Raw genomic sequence first — 16,399 nt, 5'->3', positions numbered from 1 at the left:
TCGATGTCGGAGAGGATGTCGCGGACCACCCGCAGCCCGGACTTGCTGCCGTTGGGCAGGTCCACCTGGGTGATGTCGCCGGTGACCACGATCTTGGAGCCGAAACCGAGCCGGGTCAGGAACATCTTCATCTGCTCCGGCGTGGTGTTCTGCGCCTCGTCCAGGATGACGAAGGCATCGTTGAGGGTGCGCCCGCGCATGTAGGCCAGCGGCGCCACCTCGATGGTGCCGGCCTGCAGCAGCCGGGGCACCGACTCGGGGTCGAGCATGTCGTGCAGGGCGTCCATCAGCGGCCGCAGGTACGGGTCGATCTTGTCGTTGAGGGTGCCCGGCAGGAAGCCCAGCCGCTCGCCGGCCTCGACCGCCGGCCGGGTCAGGATGATCCGGTTGACCCGCTTGGCCTGCAGCGCCTGGACCGCCTTGGCCACCGCCAGGTAGGTCTTGCCAGTACCGGCCGGGCCGATGCCGAACACGATGGTGTGCTCGTCGATGGCGTCGACGTAGCGCTTCTGGTTGACGGTCTTGGGCCGGATGTTCTTGCCCCGCCGGGACAGGATGTTCAGGCTGAGCACCTCGGCCGGCCGCTGCTCGGTGTCGGCCTGCAGGATGGAAAGGGTGCGCCCGACCGAGTCCGGGGTCAGGTCGTGTCCGGACTGCATGAGTGCAACCAACTCCTCGAAAAGCCGGATGGCCAGGGCGTTGTCACCGGGCTCACCGGTGACGGTGATCTCGTTGCCGCGCACGTGGATCTCGGAGTCCAGTCGCGCTTCCATGAGCTTCAACAGCTCGTCGCGCGGCCCGAGCAGGGCCACCATCGGCAGCTTCCCAGGCACCACGAACGGGGTTTGGACGCGTTGGCGTGGCCGTGCTGGTGTCGGTTCCGACAAGTGCTTCTGCGCTGCTTTCTGTCATCCGGTGGACGCGGGCGATGGTCGGCTACCAGTTTACCCGCCGGTTGCCATAACCAAACCGGACTTGTGCGCGATCCATTCCGTCGTGGCGCGGGACAGGGCCCGGTCGGCGGTTCCGGGCCTCAGCCCGGCGGCCAGGTCAGGTTGCGGCCGCTGAGCACGTGGGCATGGGCGTGGAAGACCGACTGACCGGCCTCGGCGCCGGTGTTGAACACCGTCCGGTAGGCGGTCAGGCCCAGCTGGCGGGCCACCGCGCCGACCCCGGCCAGCACCGCGGCCGCGGCCTGCGGATCCGAGCCCAGCTCGCCGACGTCGGCCAGGTGCCGCTTCGGCACCACCAGCACGTGCACCGGAGCCTTGGGATCGATGTCTTCGAAGGCCAGCCAGCCGGTGTCCTGGGCCAGCACGGCAGCCGGGATCTCGCCGGCGACGATCTTGCAGAACAGGCAATCCATGACCCAGACGCTAGCGTGAGCTGGCAACGGCGTCCGGCTCAGCTCCGCCCGACCGGCCCAGCTCCACCCGGCCGGCTCCGCCCGGCCGGCTCAGCTCCACCGGCCCAGGCCCACCGACAGCACGGCGAGCGCCGCCGCGCCGGCCGTCGAGGTACGCAGCACCTCCGCACCCAGCCGGACCGGCCGGGCACCGCACCGGCCGAACAGCTCCAGCTCGGCCGGCGTCAGGCCGCCCTCCGGGCCGACCACCAGCACCAGCTCGCCGTCGGCCGGCAGCTGCAGCCGGCCCAGCGGCTGGTCGGCGTCGGAATCCAGCAGCAACGCAGCACTCGCCGCGCCGATCCGGCCGGCCACCTGCTCGGTGCCGGCCAACCCCGCCACCACCGGAATCCGGGACCGCCGGCTCTGCTTGGCCGCCGCCTGGGCGGTGCGCTGCCACTTGGCCACTCCCTTGGCCACCCGGTCGCCCTTCCACTGGCCGATCGAGCGGGCCGCTGCCCACGGCACGATCTCGTCCGCGCCCAGCTCGGTGAGCAGCTCCACCGCAAGCTCGCCCCGATCCCCCTTGGGTAACGCCTGCACCACCACCAGCCAGGGCCGGGGCCGCTCGGTCACCCGGCGTGAGAGCACGTCGAAGACCACCCGGTCCGGGCTCACCTGGCTGGCGCGGGCCTCGGCCAGGCCGCCCCGGCCGTCGGAGAGCAGCACCTGCTCGCCCACTGTCAGCCGGGTCACGGTGGCCGCATGGTGGGCCTCGGCGCCGGTCAGCAGCAGGGTGTCGCCGCTGCCCAGGTCGGGCACCAGGAACAGCGGCGGCGTCACCGGAGATCCGTCACGGGCACGCGGTCTGCTCAGCGGGTGCCGAAGGCGTCGCGCACCTTGGAGAACAGGCCGCCCCGGTTGCCGCTCAGGCTGATGTCCTCGTTGCGCAGCTCGGCGAGCTCGCGCAGCAGCTTCTCCTGGGTCTCGTCCAGCCGGGTCGGGGTGCGCACCTCGACATGCACGTGCAGGTCGCCACGGGTGGCGCTGCGCAACCGCGGCACGCCCCGGCCGCGCAGGGTGATCACCGACCCGGACTGGGTTCCCGGCCGGATCTCGACCCGCTCCTCGGCGTCCAGGCCCGGCAGGCTGAGCTCGGTGCCCAGCGCCGCGGCGGTCATCGGCACCGCCACCGTGCAGTGCAGGTCCGAACCCTCGCGGGTGAAGGTCTCGTGCGGCTGCTCGGTGACCTCGATGTAGAGGTCTCCGGGCGGCCCGCCGCCGGGGCCGACCTCGCCCTGGCCGGTCATCCGGATGCGCATGCCGTCCTCGATGCCGCCCGGCACGTCCACGGCGATGGTCCGGCGGGCCCGCACCCGGCCCTCGCTGGCGCAATTCGGGCACGGCGACGGGATCTGCTGGCCGGTGCCGCCGCAGGCCGGGCACTGCCGGGTGGTCATCACCGGCCCGAGCAGCGAGCGCTGCATGGTGGACACCTCGCCCCGGCCGGCGCAGGTGTCGCAGGTCCGCGGCCGGGTGCCCGGCGCGCAGCCGTCCCCGGAGCAGGTCTGGCACAGCACGGCCGTCTCGACCGCGATGTCCTTCTGCACGCCGAAGGCCATCTCGGCCATGCTCAGCTCGATCCGCAGCAGCGCGTCCGCGCCCTGCCGCACCCGGCTGCGCGGGCCCCGGGTGGCGCCGGCCGCGCCGCCGAAGAAGGTCTCGAAGATGTCGCCGAAGCCGCCGAAACCGGCCCCGAACGGGTTGCCGCCAGCACCGCCGGCCGGTGCCAGCGGGTCGCCGCCCAGGTCGACGATCCGCCGCTTCTCGGGGTCGGAGAGCACCTCGTAGGCGGTGGTCACCTCTTTGAACCGGTTCTGCGCGTCCGGGTCGGGGTTGACGTCTGGATGCAGCTCGCGGGCGAGCTTGCGGTAGGCGCGCTTGATCTCCTCCGGCGTCGCGTCGGGCCGGACGTTGAGCACCCCGTAGTAATTCCGGACGGTACCTGCCACCGGTGCATTCACCTCGAGTTCTGTGACTGGCACTCAGCAACCCTGAGTGCCAACTGCTCAGACGAGTGTACGGAAAGGAACCGACGCTTCCTCCCCCGAGCGCTGCCGGAACCCGCGTCGGCGGTCGGCCGGCGTCGCCCCTGGGAAAGCGGTCAGCCCTCGGCCAGCAGGTCGCCGACGTAGCGGGCCACCGCGGCCACCCGGGCCATGATGTGGCCGTAGTCCATCCGGCGCGGCCCGAGCACCCCGACGCCGCCCAGCGACATGCCGGTGGGGCCGTAGCCGGCCGACACCACCGAGGCTGTCTGCAGGCCCTCGTGCAGGTTCTCGTTGCCGATCCGCACCAGCACCTGGCCGGACGTGCTGGACTGCTGGTCCAGCAACCGCAGCAGCACCACCTGCTCCTCCAGCGCCTCCAGCACCGGCCGGATCGCCGGGAAGTCCAGCGAACGCTCGGTCAGGTTGGCCGAGCCCGCCAGCACCACCCGCTCGGACGGGTGCTCGACCAGGGCCTCCAGCAGCACCGCCGAGAGGATGTTCACCAGGCTGCGCAGGTGGCCCGGCACGGTGCCCGGCAGCTCCGCCACGATGGTCGGCGCGTCGGCCAGCCGCTGGTCGCGCAGCCGGCCGTTGAGGGTGGTGCGCAGGTCGGCGATGTCGTCGGACTGGACGGGGCTGGGCAGCTCGACCACCCGCTGCTCCACCCGTCCGGTGTCGGTGATCAGCACCAGCATCAGCCGGGACGGGCTGAGCAGCACCGTCTCCATGTGCCGGACCCGGGAGCGCGACAGCGTCGGGTACTGCACCACGGCCACGTTGCGGGTCAGCTGGGCCAGCGCCCGGACCGCGTTCTGCAGCACCCCGTCCAGGTCGACGGCGGTGTCCAGGAACTTCTCGATGGCCCGCCGCTCAGCCGCCGACAGCGGCTTGAGCGAAGTCAGCCGGTCGACGAACAGCCGGTACCCGGCGTCGGTCGGCACCCGGCCGGCCGAGGTGTGCGGCTGGTGGATCAGCCCCTCGTCCTCCAGGGCCGCCATGTCGTTGCGGATGGTGGCCGGCGACACGCCCAGGTTGTGCCGTTCCACGATGGCCTTGCTGCCGACCGGCTCGTTGGTGGCGATGAAGTCCTCGACGATCGCGCGCAGCACCTCCAGCTTGCGATCCTCCACGTTCACCTCGCCGTCCTCCCCACCATTTCTCCGACTGTTTCCCCGGCGTTCGCGCCGTCGTCCGCTGTCCTCAGTTTAGTGGTGACGATCAGCACCCGGCGGCAGCGAACCTGCGCACTTTCCCCGCGCGGCCCAGCCGGCTGCCGGGTCACCGGTTAGGGTGCTCCAGGACGGTGCTGACCGGGCGCGACGGGCGCGAGGCGGAAGGTGCGCAGGACGTGATCTTCAAGGCGGTGCGGGACTCCAAGCCCTATCCGGACCACAAGCTGTCCGCCCGCGACTGGGCCAATGTCGCGCCCCGGCCGGTGCGCCTGAACGAGCTGACCACCACCAAGCGCGAGCTGGCGCTGGACAAGCTGCTGGACGAGGACTCCACCTTCTACGGCGACCTGTTCCCGCATGCCGTGCAGTGGGACGGCGAGCTCTACCTCGAGGACGGCCTGCACCGGGCGGTCCGCGCGGCGCTGCAGCAGCGGCACACCCTGCACGTCCGGGTGCTCGACCTGGACGAGCTGCGGCCCCGCAAGCAGGCCTGACCTCCCTGGTCGGGGGCTGGCTCTGAAGGGTCAGACCGCGTCGAGCAGGTCGCGCACCACGGCGTCGGCCAGCAGCCGGCCGCGCTGGGTGAGCACCAGCCGGCCGCGGGCCAGCGGCTCCCGCTCGGCCAGCCCCCAGCTCAGGCACTGCTCGGCCTGCCGGGTGGCCGCCGGCGGCAGGCCGGTCAGGTCCAGGCCCTCGACCATCCGCACCTCGAGCAGCAACCGCTCGGTCAGCCGGTCCCGGTCAGCCAGCGTCTCCCGGCCGGCTGCCGGGCTCCGGCCGGCGTCCAGCGCCGCGGCGTAGCGGCTGGGGTGCTTGACGTTCCACCACCGGGTGCCGCCGATGTGGCTGTGCGCGCCCGGGCCGGCTCCCCACCAGTTCGCCCCGGACCAGTACAGCCGGTTGTGCCGGGACCGGGCCTGCGGCGTGCGGGCCCAGTTCGACACCTCGTACCAGGAGAAGCCGGCCGCGGCCAGCGCGTCGTCGGCCTGCAGGTAGCGGTCGGCCAGCACGTCGTCGTCGGGGGCCGGCACCGCCCCGGAGGCCACCTTGCGGGCCAGCGGGGTGCCGTCCTCGACGATCAGGGCGTAGGCGCTGACGTGGTCGGCGCCCGAGCCGATCGCCGCGTCCAGCGAGGCCTGCCAGTCGGCGTCGGTCTCGCCCGGGGTGCCGTAGATCAGGTCGAGGTTGACGTGGGAGAAGCCGGCCTCCCGGGCCTCGGCCACCGCCTGGACCGGCCGCCACGGCCGGTGCCGGCGTTCCAGCACCGCCAGCACGTGGCTGGCCGTGGACTGCATGCCGAGCGAGAGCCGGGTGAAGCCGGCGGCCCGGAGCTTGGCCAGGTAGGCCGGAGTGACCGATTCCGGATTGGCCTCGGTGGTGATCTCGGCATCCGGCGCCAGCCCGAACTCGGTGCCGATCTCGGCCAGGATCAGGCCCAGGTGCTCGGCCGGCAGCAGGGTGGGCGTGCCGCCGCCGAAGAACACCGTCGACACCGGCGGGGCACTGGCCGGCAGCACCTCGCGGGCCAGCCGGATCTCGGCCAGCACGGTGTCGGCGTAGGAGCCCTGGCTGACCCCGGGCCCCAGCTCCTGGGCGGTGTAGGTGTTGAAGTCGCAGTAGCCGCACCGGCTGGCACAGAACGGCACGTGCACGTAGAAGCCGAGCGGCTGCGCGGGCAGGCTGGAGAGCGCGGTCTCGGTCAGGCGCCCGCTCGGCGGCGCCGGATCGCCGTGCGGCAGTGCGGAGGGCATGACCTAAGTGTTGAATGCCTGCAGCGTGCGGCTGCACCCGACCCGCCGGTGGGTGCGCCAAGCCGCCATTTCCACGCCGGCCCGGCGGCCACCGAAGGAGTGTCGAGAGCCCTGTGAGCACCGTGCGGTACGAGGTTGCCGAGTCCGTCGCCCGGATCACGCTGGATGCCCCGCAGCGGCGCAACGCGCTGTCGGCCGAGCTGCTCGGCCTGCTGCGCCGCCGGCTGGACGACGCGGCCGCCGACCCGGCGGTGCGCAGCGTGGTGCTGGCCCACACCGGCCCGGTGTTCTCCTCCGGCATGGACCTGACCACGGTGGCGGGGGTGGCCGCCGAAGACCAGCCGATCGTGGCGTTCCCGGCGCTGCTGCAGCGGCTGTGGGAGTACGACAAGCCGGTGATCGCCGAGGTGGCCGGCAAGGCCCGGGCCGGCGGCATCGGCCTGATCGCGGCCTGCGACATCGCAGTGGCCGCCGAGGAGGCCGACTTCGCCTTCACCGAGGTCCGGCTCGGCCTGGTGCCGGCGGTGATCTCGGTGCCGCTGCTGCCCCGGCTGGCGCCCCGTCCGGCGCTGGAGCTGTTCCTCACCGGCGAGACCTTCTCAGCGTTCCGGGCCCGCGAGATCGGCCTGCTCAGCAGCGTCACCTCCGATGTGGCGACCGAAGTGGCCCGCTACACCGCGATGCTGCGGCTGTGCGAGCCGGCGGCGCTGGCCGGGGTCAAGCAGCTGCTGCGCCGGGACCGGACCGGGGTGTCGATGGCCGAGGACTTCGCACGGATGAGCGAGCTGTCGGCCCGCTACTTCGCCAGCGAGCAGGCGCAGGAAGGGATCGCCGCCTTCGCCGCCAAGCGGCCGCCGAGCTGGGCGGTCGACTGAGCGGTGCCGCTGGGAACGTGCGGGCCGGCCGGCCGGGAACCGGAGCGGCTGTCGCCGTCGAACGCGCGGACCGCGTACCCGATCACCAGCAGCAGGAGAAGAATGATCAGGACCAGTAACGGACGCCGACGCCAGGACGTCCGGGGTGGTGGCACGCCCACCAGCCTAGAGGGCAGCTCGGGCGAGCAGCTGAAGGAGCAGACGGAGTAGCTATGCAGGATGACGCGATGACCGCCGGAACCATCTCGATCGCCGGCGCGGGCGGGGACGAGATCGAGGCCTACTTCGCGGCCCCGGCCGGTGCCGGGCCGTACGGCGCGGTGGTGCTGATCCACCACATGCCCGGCTACGACCGCTGGAGCAAGGAGGTGGCCCGCCGCTTCGCCGCCGACGGCTACCTCGCGCTGCTGCCCAACCTGTACTCCCGGGAGGCGCCCGGCGCCGACCCGGACGACGCCGCCGCGCTGGCCCGCAAGCGCGGCGGGGTGCCGGACCAGCGGCTGGTCGGCGACGTCGGCGGCGCAGCCGACCACCTGCGCCGGCTGCCGACCAGCAACGGCAAGGTGGCCGTGATCGGGCACTGCTCGGGTGGCCGGCAGGCGGTGCTGGCCGGCTGCAACCTTCAGCTCCAGGGGGTGGTGGACTGCTACGGCGCGTTCGTGACCGGCACCCCGCCGGCGGACTACCCGCTCCCGGTAACCGGCCTGGAGGACCAGCTGGCCAACCTCAGCTGCCCGGTGCTGGGCATGTTCGGCGTCGAGGACTCGCGTCCCTCGCCCGAGGACGTCGCCACCCTGGACCGGCTGCTCACCGAGCACGGCGTGGCGCACGAGTTCCATTCCTACGACGGCGCCGGGCACGGCTTCTTCGCCACCGACCGGCCGAGCTACCGGCAGCAGCAGGCGGTGGACGGCTACGCCAGGATCGCCGACTTCTTCGCCCGGACGATCGGCTGATCCGCGATGTGCACCTACAACACCGAGCACGCCGCGATCACCGGCAGCGGCAAGGCCCGTTCCGGCTGGATCGCGCTGACCGAGGCATGCGTGTACTACGACCATCCGGTGCACGCCCAGGCCGAGCACACCCTCAACATCGACCTGACCGGTGCCGGGGCACCGGGCGAACGGATCGCGGTCGAGCTCACCGCAGCCTCGGCCCGGGAGCTGGTGGCCACCATCGAGCGGGCGCTGAGCCGGGTGCCCGCCGAGCTGCTCTGAGGCCGCCTTCGACCCAGCTCCCCCGTCGCTTTGCCGCTCGCCGCAGCGATTTGTCATAAGGATCGATCGTCCAGGTGACGGCTCGGTATTCCACACGCCGCTTTGCCGCTCGCCGCAGCGATTTGTCATAAGAATCGATCGTCCGGGCGGTCGATCTTTATGACAGTCGGCCGGAGACCGGCCGGAGAGCAGTGTTCGAGTTGGGAGCGGTCGGTTCGGGTCGGCAAGCGGGCGGGCCCGGTGCCGACGCGGCGGTGCGGAGGGGCGCGGCTAGGGTCGGGCCATGCGAGCTGCCTACGCCAGTGCCCTGAACCCGGACGCCCCGCTGGACGGGCTGGTGCTCGGCGAACGTCCCGAGCCCGAGCCGAAGCCGGGCTGGACCACGGTGCGGGTGAAGGCCGCCAGCCTCAACCACCACGACCTGTGGACGCTGCGCGGAGTGGGCATCAAGGAGTCCCAGCTGCCGATGATCCTGGGCGGCGACGCGGCCGGCATCGACACCGCCACCGGCCAAGAGGTGGTGGTGCACTCGGTGATCAGCGCCGAGGACTGGACCGGCGACGAGACCCTGGACCCGGGCCGCTCGCTGTTGAGCGAGAAGCACCAGGGCGCGCTGGCCGAGCTCGTCACGGTGCCCACCCGCAACCTGCTGCCCAAACCCGCCGAGCTCTCCTTCGCCGAGGCGGCCTGCCTGCCCACCGCGTGGCTCACCGCGTACCGGATGCTGTTCGTCAACTCGGGCCTGCGGCCGGGCCAGACGGTGCTGGTGCAGGGCGCCACCGGCGGCGTCGCCTCGGCCTGCATCGGGCTGGCCCGGGCGGCCGGGCTGCGGGTCTGGGCCACCGCGCGCACCGAGGCCAAGCAGGCCACCGCGCTGGAGCTGGGCGCGCACCAGGCCTACCCCTCCGGCGCCCGGCTGCCCGAGCGGGTGGACGCGGTACTGGAGACGGTGGGGGCGGCCACCTGGTCGCACTCGGTGAAGTCGCTGCGGCCGGGCGGCCGGATCGTGATCTCCGGCGCCACCTCAGGTGCCATGCCGCCGGCCGAGCTGAACCGGATCTTCTTCCTACAGCTACAGGTGATCGGCTCCACCATGGGCACCCGGGCCGAGCTGGGCGAGCTGATCTCGTTCCTGCGGGTGACCGGGCTGCGGCCGCGGATCGACCGGACGCTGCCGCTGGAGCAGGTGGCCGAGGGGCTCGCCGCGATGCAGGCCGGCGACCTGGTGGGAAAGATCGTGATCGAGCCCTGAGCGGGCTCCCGGCGTTAGATTCGAAACGCCAGAACCCGTTCGACCGGAGGAGAGCCGGCATGGACCTGTCGCTGAGCACCGAGGAGATCGAGACCCGGGACTGGGTCCGCACCTTCGTCCGGCGCGAGATCCTGCCGCTGGAGCCGGAGGTGCTGCGCCGGGAGCGTGCCCACCAGCCCGGCATTCCCGCCGACGAGCTGGCAGAACTGCAGGACAAGGCGCGCCGGTTCGGCTTCTGGGGCATCCAGACGCCGGAGGAGTACGGCGGGATGAACCTGTCCGCGGTGCTGGCCGCGCTGATCGAGGCCGAGCTCGGCCGCTCGTTCGTGCCGTTCCGGTTCGGCGGCGCGGCCGACAACATCCTCTTCCACGCCAACGACTCGCAGCGGGACGAGTACCTGCTGCCGACCATCGCCGGCGAGCGGACCTCCTGTTTCGCGATCACCGAACCGGGTGCCGGCTCCGACCTGACCGCGATCCGCACCACCGCCCGCAAGGACGGCTCGGACTGGGTGATCAACGGTGAGAAGACCTTCATCACCGGCGGCAACGAGGCCGACTTCACCATGGTGTTCGCGATCACCGACCCCGACAAGGGCGTCAACGGCGGGGTGACCTGCTTCCTGGCCGACCGCAGCGCCGGCTGGAAGTCCGAATACATCGACACCATGGGCGAATGGGGCCCGGCCGCGCTGGTCTTCGACGAGGTGCGGGTGCCCGAGCGCAACATCCTTGGCGAGCTGGGACAGGGTTTCGCCCTGGCGATGCAGTGGATCGGCCGGGGCCGCTACCTGCTGCCGGCCCGTGCGGTCGGCGCCTGCGAGCGGCTCATCGAGATGGCCATGGAGCACGCCCGCAACCGGGTCACCTTCGGCCAGCCGATCGCCGACCGGCAGGCCATCCAGTGGATGATCGCCGACTCGGCGGTGGAGCTGGAGGCGCTGCGCTGGCTGGTGCTCTCGGCCGCCTGGCAGGTGGATGCCGGCCTGGACTCCCGGCACGCCCAGTCGATGGCCAAACTCTTCGGCGGGGTCAAGGCGAACGAGATCGTGGACCGGATGCTGCAGGTGCACGGCGGCATGGGCTACACCCGCGAACTGCCGATCGAGCGGTGGTACCGGGAGCTTCGGCTGCTGCGGATCTACGAGGGCACCGACGAGATCCAGCGCCGGACGATCGCCCGCAACCTGCTCAAGGGCCACGCCAGCGTGCGCGGCGTGCTGGGCTGAGCACGCCGGGCGGCCTTGCATAGAGCGCCTTCGACCGGCTGCCCAGGCCCTGCTTCAGGGTCGCACCGTGCTAATTGCCGCGGTCGCGAAGTATTGTGATGTGCTCGTTCACCCGGTAACGGTCGAGAACCTGCTGGTCCATTTCCCGCGCGCCGGTAATCAATCCCAGGCAACTCGCCGTGCCACAGGCGCATTCGAACGGCACCGCCACGTGCCATTCATTCGCGGGATAGAACATCTGCAAATCCTCGCCGGGCTGGATGTCCCTGATCGCGACTACCTCCCAGGCAGTGGCGTCGGCGAAAACATTCGGCTCGCAGGAATGGTTGAGATAACATACCGGCGGCCCGTCAATATGCCGATCGACACCCACCTGGAGCGAGCCGATGGTGGGGGTCGACAACGAGGGAAGGTCGCTCGGAAAAGGGAAAACCACCGAGCCACGTGTTATGGGCCGTTGCACGCGGAGCGCTCTCCCGTATTCCGGATGAACCCATAACGCGAAGTCTGGGGTTTCGACTGTCATTTCCGCTTCCTCCTACCAATTACTAACCTGGCGTAGTCATCATACAGGCGCTCATGCACACTGGGTAATCGTTCCCGGCAGAACCGGAATGGCGAAATGCGGGCGCCCTGCCCGCGAACGGAATTCGGATAACAGCCCCACCAGTTAAGAGACCGTAAAAGATTAATAGCACATTCGCTGATCGACATTGCATGCGCTATTGATGGGTCACCGCCGGGTGCAGGTCAGCGGCAGCCGTCAAGGACGATCACGCGCGGCTGACGCACAGCAGCGACTGCGCAATACTGCGGGCATGGTGAACCTGGGTGTGATCTTCCCGCCCGACCTCGCGCCGGAACAGCTGCGGCCGGTGGCGCTGGCCGCCGAGGAGTCCGGCCTGGCCGAGCTGTGGCTGTGGGAGGACTGCTTCGCCGAGAGCGGCATCGCCACCGCGGCGGCCGTGCTGGCCTGGACCGAGCGGCTGCGGGTCGGCATCGGCCTGCTGCCGGTCCCGCTGCGCAACGTGGCGCTGACCGCGATGGAGCTGGCCACGCTGGCCCGGCTGTTCCCCGGCCGGCTGGTGCCCGGCGTCGGACACGGCGTGCTGGACTGGATGGGCCAGGTCGGGGCCCGGGTGTCCTCGCCGATGACCCTGCTCGGCGAGTACGCCACCGCATTGCGCGAACTGTTGCACGGCCAGACCATCTCGACGTCCGGGCGCTACGTCTCGCTGGCAGACGTCGGCCTGGCCTGGCCGCCGCACACCGTGCCGCCGGTGCTGGTGGGCGCGGTCGGCCCACGCACCCTGGAACTGGCCGGCGCGGTCGGCGACGGGGTGATCCTGACCGGTGAGACCAGCATCGAAGAGCTGCCCGAGGCGGTGCGCCGGGTGCACGCCGGCCGGGCAGCGGGCCCGGACACCGCGCTCGAGGTGGTGGTGTTCGTGACGGTGCCCGACCGGCCGGCGGCCGCCGAGGTCGCCGGCCGGGTCAACCGCTACGTCGAGGCCGGCGCCACCACGGTCGCGCTGCTCTCGGTCGGCGAGCAGGCACCGCCGCCGGAAGAGTTCGCGCGGTTCGCCGGCCGCGAGGTCCAGCCGCTGCTCGGCTGACGCCTAGATCGGCTTGACCGCCTGCAGGGTGTAGGTCAGCGGCAGCCGTTCCGGCCGGTCGACCAGCCGCCACTCCTCGTCCTCGCCGCGCACCATCTCGCCGGGCAGCGCCTCCCACGGCACCGACCGGTGCTCGACGAACTGGGTGAGCCGCAGCCCCGCGTCCAGCACCGCGGTGATGATCTCGCCGATGCCGTGGTTCCAGCTGGCGCTGTTGTTGTGCACGAACTCGACCTCGGTCGGCACGTAGGTGCCTTCCTCCTCGAACACCACCGGATGCTCGGTCTCGAAGTACGGGTACTCCACGGCCAGCAGGTGATCGGCCCGCCGGTCGTCCATCGCCCACAGCGCCGGGTGCCCCTCCCGGAGAAACAGCCGACCGCCGGGGACCAGCAGGTCGGCCACCAGCCGGCCCCAGCGGGCGACGTCGGGCAGCCAGCACAGCGCGCCCACCCCGGTGTAGAGCAGGTCGAACTGCTGCGCGCCGAACTGCTCGACCGCGGAGTAGGCGTCGGCCTGCACGTAGTCGATGTCGGCGCCGACCGAGGAGGCCAGCGCCCGGGCCTCGGCCAGCGCCGCGCCGGAGAAGTCCAGCCCGCTCATCCGGGCGCCGAGCCGGTGCAACGACAGCGTGTCGGTGCCGATGTGGCACTGCAGGTGCAGGCCGCGCAGCCCGGTGATGTCGCCGAGCAGCGGCCGGTCGAAACGCACCACCTTGGACAGGAAGGCCGGGTCGTCGCGGAAGCGTTGCAGCGCGTAGCCGGGTGAGGCGGCATGCGCCGGCGCCCGCTCGTCCCAGTTGGCCAGGTTCAGTGCGCGGTAGTCCTCGGTCATGCGGCCGATCATCGCAGGCGAGTCGAGCCGGTTTCGGCTGAGGCAAGCGTCACGAGGAAACGGGGCATGCACCCCGCTTAAGCTGCTGGCATGACCGAACGGCCCCTGACGCTCATGGCAGTGCACGCCCATCCCGACGACGAGGCCACCGGCACCGGTGGCGTGCTGGCCAAGGCCGCGGCCGAGGGCATCCGGACGGTGCTGGTCACCTGTACCGACGGCCGGTGCGGCGACGGCCCGGACGGGGTCAAGCCCGGCGACCCGGGCCACGACCCGGACAAGGTGGTGGAGCTGCGCCGGCAGGAGCTGGAGCGCAGCTGCGAGGTGCTGGGCGTCAGCCACCTGGAACTGCTCGACTACGGCGACTCGGGGATGATGGACTGGCCGACCGTCGACGCCCCCGACTCGTTCTGGCGCACGCCGGTGGCCGAGGCCGCCGGCCGGCTCGCCGAGCTGATGCGCCGCTACCAGCCGGACGTGGTGGTCACCTACGACGAGAACGGCTTCTACGGCCATCCCGACCACATCCAGGCGCACCGGATCACCATGGCCGCGGTCGCCGAGACCGGCATCCCGGCCAAGGTCTACTGGACCACGGTGCCGCGCTCGGCCTTCGAGGAGTTCGCCAGGCTGATGCGCGAACTGGGCTCCGACTGGGACGAGCCGGCCGAGGGTCAGGAGGGGCCGGAGATCGGGCTGCCGGACTCCGAGATCACCACCTGGGTGGACGCCAGCGCGTTCGGCGGCCAGAAGTACGACGCGCTGGCCGCGCACGCCAGCCAGGGCGAGAACATCTTCTTCCTCAGGATGGGCCGGGAACGGTTCACCGAGCTGATGGGCCGGGAGACCTTCGTCCGGGTGCAGGACCGGACCGGGGCGCCGCTGCCGGAGCAGGACCTGTTCGACGGCCTGCGCTGAGCGGTTGCGGCTACCCCGCCTCGACCGCGCGCCGGACGGCGTCGATCGAGCGGGCGACGTCGGAGGCGTCGGTGGACCAGTTGCTGACCGAGATCCGGATGACCTGCCGGCCGGCCCAGCGCGAGCCGGACATCCAGGTGACGCCGTCGGCGAGCAGCTGGCGCTCCACCGCGCGGGTCCGCTCGTCGTCGCCGATGGCGAAGCAGGCCTGGGTGAACACCACGTCGTTGAGCACCTCGACCCCGTCGATCGCGGCGATGCCGGCCGCGAGCGCCCGGGCATTGCGCACCAGCCGGTCGACCAGCTCCGCCACGCCGGTCCGGCCCAGCGACTGCAGGGCCGCCCACACCGGCACGCCGCGGGCCCGGCGGGACAGCTCCGGAACCCGGTCGAACGGGTTGCCGACGGCGTCGGGGGCCAGGTAGTCGGCGCGCATGCTCATCGCGGCGCGCAGCGCCGGCGGCCGGCTGACGATCGCGATGCCGCAGTCGTAGGGCACGTTCAGCGTCTTGTGCGCGTCGGTGGCCCAGGAGTCCGCCGCGGCGTAGCCGTCCACCAGCCGCCGGTGGGTGGGGCTGGCCCCGGCGAACAGCCCGAACGCCCCGTCGATGTGCACCCAGGCGCCGCGCGAGTGGGCCAGCTCGATCAGGCCGGCGAACTCGTCGAACGCGCCGGAATGGATGTTGCCGGCCTGCAGGCAGACGATCATCGGGCCGGTGCCCGGGTGCTCGGCGAGGTAGCCGGCCAGCACGTCGGCCCGCAGCCGGCCCTGGTCGTCGACCGGCAGCTCGGTCGGCGCGCCGAGGCCCAGGTAGCGCAACGACAGGTCGATCGTCTCGTGCCGCTCGGCGCCGACCAGCACGGTGACCGGCGGCGCCCCGGTCAGGCCGCGGCCGTCGACGTCCCAGCCGGCGTCGGTGAGCACCTGCTGGCGGCCCGCGGCCAGGCAGCTGAAGTTGGCCATCGTCCCGCCGGTGACGAAGCCGACGTCGCTGCCGGCGGGCAGGCCCAGCAGGTCCAGCAACCAGCGCGCGGCGGCCTCCTCGGCCGCCACCACGCCGGGGGTGGCCGACCGCAGGCCGGCGTTCTGGTCCCAGGCACTGACCAGCCAATCGGCGGCCAGCGCCGCGGGCAGCGTGCCGCCCATCACCCAGCCGAAGAACCGGCCGCAGGCGATGTTCATCAGGCCGTCCTGGCCGGCCTCGTGCAGCAGGTCGACGACCACCGCCGGATCGGTCGGGCCGTCCGGGACCTGCTCGCCGAAGGCCTTGGCCAGCTCGTCGGCGGTACGCCCAGGTGGCACCGGCCGGCTCGGCACTGAGGCCAGCCACTCGCGGGCATATGTTCTGGCCGCATCCAGGGCGGCGGTGTAGTCCTGTTCCCGTGCCGTCATGGCGCGGACGCTACGGCACGCCGGAAGTGGTCTGCCAGGCCGATTTCGGCCAGCGAGTCAGCGTTTCCGGCCACCCAGGCGGAATGACCGGCGCACCCGGCAGCGGCGGTCGAGCACCTCGACCACGACCAGCTCAGCGGCGACGGTGCGCACCGGCAGCAGGGCTTCGACGGCGGCCCGGAGCTCGGCTGCCTGCTCGGCGTCGGCACTGCTGGACACTGTCAGATGCGGCACCACCTCAGCGAAGGCGCCCTCGTACGGCGGGTACTCCGGCCAGACCGCACATACGTCATCAGTCAGCGCCAGGAACGGATCGGCCGGCTCCGGCGCGAGATAGTGCACGCCCGCATCCTCAAAGGTCTGAAAGTCGCCGAATCGCGCGAAGCACACCTCGAACGGCTGCCAACTCCTGGCCAGCTGCCCGACCGCGTCCAGATCGGCCTCGGTGAGGCTGCCCGGCGGTATCCAGGGGAACAGCACGGTGACGTGCGCCGGCGTATCGACGAACTCGGCGTCGTAGCAAGCTCGCCACTCGCCGACCACCGGCTCCAGGTCCGGCAGCGGCACGATCAGGCCGCTGTAGTCGGTCACTTGCGCGCGCTGTCCGGCGACTCGGTGGTGGACAGCGCCGCGATGAAGGCCTCCTGCGGCACCTCCACCCGGCCGACCATCTTCATCCGCTTCTTGCCTTCCTTCTGCTTCTCCAGCAGCTTGCGCTTGCGGGTGATGTCACCGCCGTAGCA

General features: G+C 71.7%; 19 protein-coding genes. 8 read left to right on the top strand and 11 right to left on the bottom strand.

Going from position 1 to position 16,399, the window contains the following annotated elements:
* From VLJ82_RS15135 to hrcA, 5 genes are all read right to left on the bottom strand, one after another.
* The coding region (locus VLJ82_RS15135; RefSeq protein WP_408664193.1) for a PhoH family protein at positions 1-887 on the bottom strand (887 nt) is incomplete at its 3' end.
* Between the two features lie 146 nt (positions 888-1,033).
* Entirely contained in the window at positions 1,034-1,366 is a 333-nt protein-coding gene (locus VLJ82_RS15130; protein WP_408664192.1) for an HIT domain-containing protein, read from the bottom strand.
* Between the two features lie 90 nt (positions 1,367-1,456).
* Entirely contained in the window at positions 1,457-2,188 is a 732-nt protein-coding gene (locus VLJ82_RS15125) for a 16S rRNA (uracil(1498)-N(3))-methyltransferase (RefSeq protein ID WP_408664191.1), read from the bottom strand.
* 29 nt (positions 2,189-2,217) lie between these two features.
* Entirely contained in the window at positions 2,218-3,357 is a 1,140-nt protein-coding gene (gene dnaJ / locus VLJ82_RS15120; protein WP_408664190.1) for a molecular chaperone DnaJ, read from the bottom strand.
* Positions 3,358-3,509: 152 nt separating this feature from the next.
* Positions 3,510-4,532 carry a heat-inducible transcriptional repressor HrcA gene (gene hrcA / locus VLJ82_RS15115; RefSeq protein ID WP_408664189.1) on the bottom strand — a complete coding sequence of 341 codons (1,023 nt, stop codon included), beginning with the start codon at positions 4,530-4,532 and terminating at the stop codon, positions 3,510-3,512.
* A gap of 212 nt (positions 4,533-4,744) precedes the next feature.
* Between hrcA and VLJ82_RS15110 the strand changes: the two genes are divergently transcribed.
* Entirely contained in the window at positions 4,745-5,062 is a 318-nt protein-coding gene (locus VLJ82_RS15110; RefSeq protein WP_408664195.1) for a type II toxin-antitoxin system VapB family antitoxin, read from the top strand.
* 30 nt (positions 5,063-5,092) lie between these two features.
* On the opposite strand, the gene hemW is transcribed toward VLJ82_RS15110, so the two are convergent.
* Positions 5,093-6,319 carry a radical SAM family heme chaperone HemW gene (hemW, locus tag VLJ82_RS15105; protein ID WP_408664188.1) on the bottom strand — a complete coding sequence of 409 codons (1,227 nt, stop codon included), beginning with the start codon at positions 6,317-6,319 and terminating at the stop codon, positions 5,093-5,095.
* A gap of 113 nt (positions 6,320-6,432) precedes the next feature.
* On the opposite strand from hemW, the gene VLJ82_RS15100 reads away from it, so the two are divergent.
* The 5 genes from VLJ82_RS15100 (at position 6,433) to VLJ82_RS15080 (ending at position 10,895) form a co-directional block, all read left to right on the top strand.
* On the top strand, positions 6,433-7,194 hold the full coding sequence (locus tag VLJ82_RS15100) for an enoyl-CoA hydratase-related protein (protein ID WP_408664187.1): 762 nt from the start codon (positions 6,433-6,435) through the stop codon (positions 7,192-7,194).
* A 227-nt stretch (positions 7,195-7,421) separates the two neighbouring features.
* Positions 7,422-8,150, top strand: coding sequence for a dienelactone hydrolase family protein (locus tag VLJ82_RS15095; RefSeq protein ID WP_408664186.1), 729 nt, complete (start codon positions 7,422-7,424; stop codon positions 8,148-8,150).
* Positions 8,151-8,156: 6 nt separating this feature from the next.
* Positions 8,157-8,414, top strand: coding sequence for a DUF6295 family protein (locus VLJ82_RS15090; RefSeq protein WP_408664185.1), 258 nt, complete (start codon positions 8,157-8,159; stop codon positions 8,412-8,414).
* A gap of 283 nt (positions 8,415-8,697) precedes the next feature.
* On the top strand, positions 8,698-9,666 hold the full coding sequence (locus VLJ82_RS15085) for a zinc-binding dehydrogenase (RefSeq protein WP_408664184.1): 969 nt from the start codon (positions 8,698-8,700) through the stop codon (positions 9,664-9,666).
* 59 nt (positions 9,667-9,725) lie between these two features.
* Positions 9,726-10,895: an acyl-CoA dehydrogenase family protein gene (locus VLJ82_RS15080; protein ID WP_408664183.1), complete on the top strand. Its 1,170-nt coding sequence runs from the start codon at positions 9,726-9,728 to the stop codon at positions 10,893-10,895.
* A 70-nt stretch (positions 10,896-10,965) separates the two neighbouring features.
* On the opposite strand, the gene VLJ82_RS15075 is transcribed toward VLJ82_RS15080, so the two are convergent.
* Positions 10,966-11,421, bottom strand: coding sequence for an SET domain-containing protein-lysine N-methyltransferase (locus VLJ82_RS15075; RefSeq protein WP_408664182.1), 456 nt, complete (start codon positions 11,419-11,421; stop codon positions 10,966-10,968).
* 292 nt (positions 11,422-11,713) lie between these two features.
* On the opposite strand from VLJ82_RS15075, the gene VLJ82_RS15070 reads away from it, so the two are divergent.
* Positions 11,714-12,511 carry an LLM class flavin-dependent oxidoreductase gene (locus VLJ82_RS15070; protein WP_408664181.1) on the top strand — a complete coding sequence of 266 codons (798 nt, stop codon included), beginning with the start codon at positions 11,714-11,716 and terminating at the stop codon, positions 12,509-12,511.
* A gap of 3 nt (positions 12,512-12,514) precedes the next feature.
* Here the strand turns inward: VLJ82_RS15070 and VLJ82_RS15065 are convergent, their stop codons facing one another.
* A complete protein-coding gene (locus VLJ82_RS15065) occupies positions 12,515-13,345 on the bottom strand; it encodes a class I SAM-dependent methyltransferase (protein ID WP_408664180.1) in 831 nt (276 codons plus the stop codon).
* Positions 13,346-13,435: 90 nt separating this feature from the next.
* On the opposite strand from VLJ82_RS15065, the gene VLJ82_RS15060 reads away from it, so the two are divergent.
* On the top strand, positions 13,436-14,263 hold the full coding sequence (locus VLJ82_RS15060; protein WP_408664179.1) for a PIG-L family deacetylase: 828 nt from the start codon (positions 13,436-13,438) through the stop codon (positions 14,261-14,263).
* Positions 14,264-14,273: 10 nt separating this feature from the next.
* Here VLJ82_RS15060 and VLJ82_RS15055 read toward each other — a convergent pair whose 3' ends face one another.
* From VLJ82_RS15055 to VLJ82_RS15045, 3 genes are all read right to left on the bottom strand, one after another.
* Entirely contained in the window at positions 14,274-15,656 is a 1,383-nt protein-coding gene (locus VLJ82_RS15055; protein ID WP_408664178.1) for a pyridoxal phosphate-dependent decarboxylase family protein, read from the bottom strand.
* 57 nt (positions 15,657-15,713) lie between these two features.
* Positions 15,714-16,247 (bottom strand): 2'-5' RNA ligase family protein, encoded by a 534-nt coding sequence (locus VLJ82_RS15050; RefSeq protein WP_408664177.1) that lies wholly within the window; start codon positions 16,245-16,247, stop codon positions 15,714-15,716.
* On the bottom strand, positions 16,244-16,399 hold a 156-nt coding region (locus VLJ82_RS15045; protein WP_408664194.1), incomplete at its 5' end, for a hypothetical protein. The genes VLJ82_RS15045 and VLJ82_RS15050, both read right to left, overlap by 4 nt.

The sequence above is a fragment of the Jatrophihabitans sp. genome (assembly GCF_035474675.1).
Lineage (GTDB): Bacteria > Actinomycetota > Actinomycetes > Mycobacteriales > Jatrophihabitantaceae > Jatrophihabitans_A.
This window is presented reverse-complemented; position numbering and strand designations above follow the sequence as displayed.